1 protein-coding gene and 1 pseudogene are annotated in these 769 nt (G+C 33.4%); both read left to right on the forward strand.

The window, feature by feature from the left end; all coding sequences use genetic code 11:
- Window positions 1–108 (forward strand): annotated as a pseudogene (locus tag L2764_RS27470) (IS30-like element ISVsa7 family transposase); the annotation flags it as partial.
- 214 nt (window positions 109–322) lie between these two features.
- Window positions 323–631 (forward strand): hypothetical protein, encoded by a 309-nt coding sequence (locus L2764_RS27475; protein ID WP_248943496.1) that lies wholly within the window; start codon window positions 323–325, stop codon window positions 629–631.
- The last annotated feature ends 138 nt before the right edge of the window (window positions 632–769 follow it).

The following is a 769-nucleotide window of genomic DNA, read 5'->3' on the forward strand; positions in this document are numbered from 1 at the left end:
GCCAATGCTGAATTTTTAATTAACATGAGGCCAAGAAAGGCGTTAAACTTTCTCAGTCCTTATGAGTTTTTAACAGGTAAACGTGTGTCGCTTATTGCTGAGATCTAGGAAATCGCTATATTTAAAACTATAAATATAAAATAAATATCATTCTTCAACATTATGATATTGACTATAAAAAACTGGCCATACCAAAAAAACCATCTAAGTAAATCAACCCTTAAACAATTAAGTTAAATGACGTTAATATTAATATAGAGCATTTCACCTAATCATTATAAAATGCTAGTATGCAGGGTAGACTGATTTTTAAGGTCATCAGATGAACGCTCACAACCTGCTCGCGAACGACTTAAAAATATTATGTACTTTAATTCAAGTTACTGATTCTGACTTTGAAAGTACCATGATTTTACTGGCTTCCGATTATTTACTTCAACATTTTGTTGCAGGTGATTACATTTACAATAGCGAAGTCCTCTCTAAAGTCTATTTAATAAAATATCATATCGATATGTCTTTAAAATATAAAGAAGTCGATGTGAGTAAAGCCCACCCTAATATCGATATCGCCCTCAACGAATCCATAGCCTTAAGTCATACCCTTGCTCATCAAGGATTACTTTGTTAGAAACATGTAATCAATATAAAGCTAAAAAATCAGGGCGGGATCGCACTTTGTTAACAAAGATTGAATCTGCTGAATTACTGTGATCTAATCGCACCTCACTTTCTGAGAGGTAACCCAATGACCCTGATCGAACACCTT

Source organism: Shewanella surugensis (genome assembly GCF_023284005.1).
GTDB classification, from domain to species: domain Bacteria; phylum Pseudomonadota; class Gammaproteobacteria; order Enterobacterales; family Shewanellaceae; genus Shewanella; species Shewanella surugensis.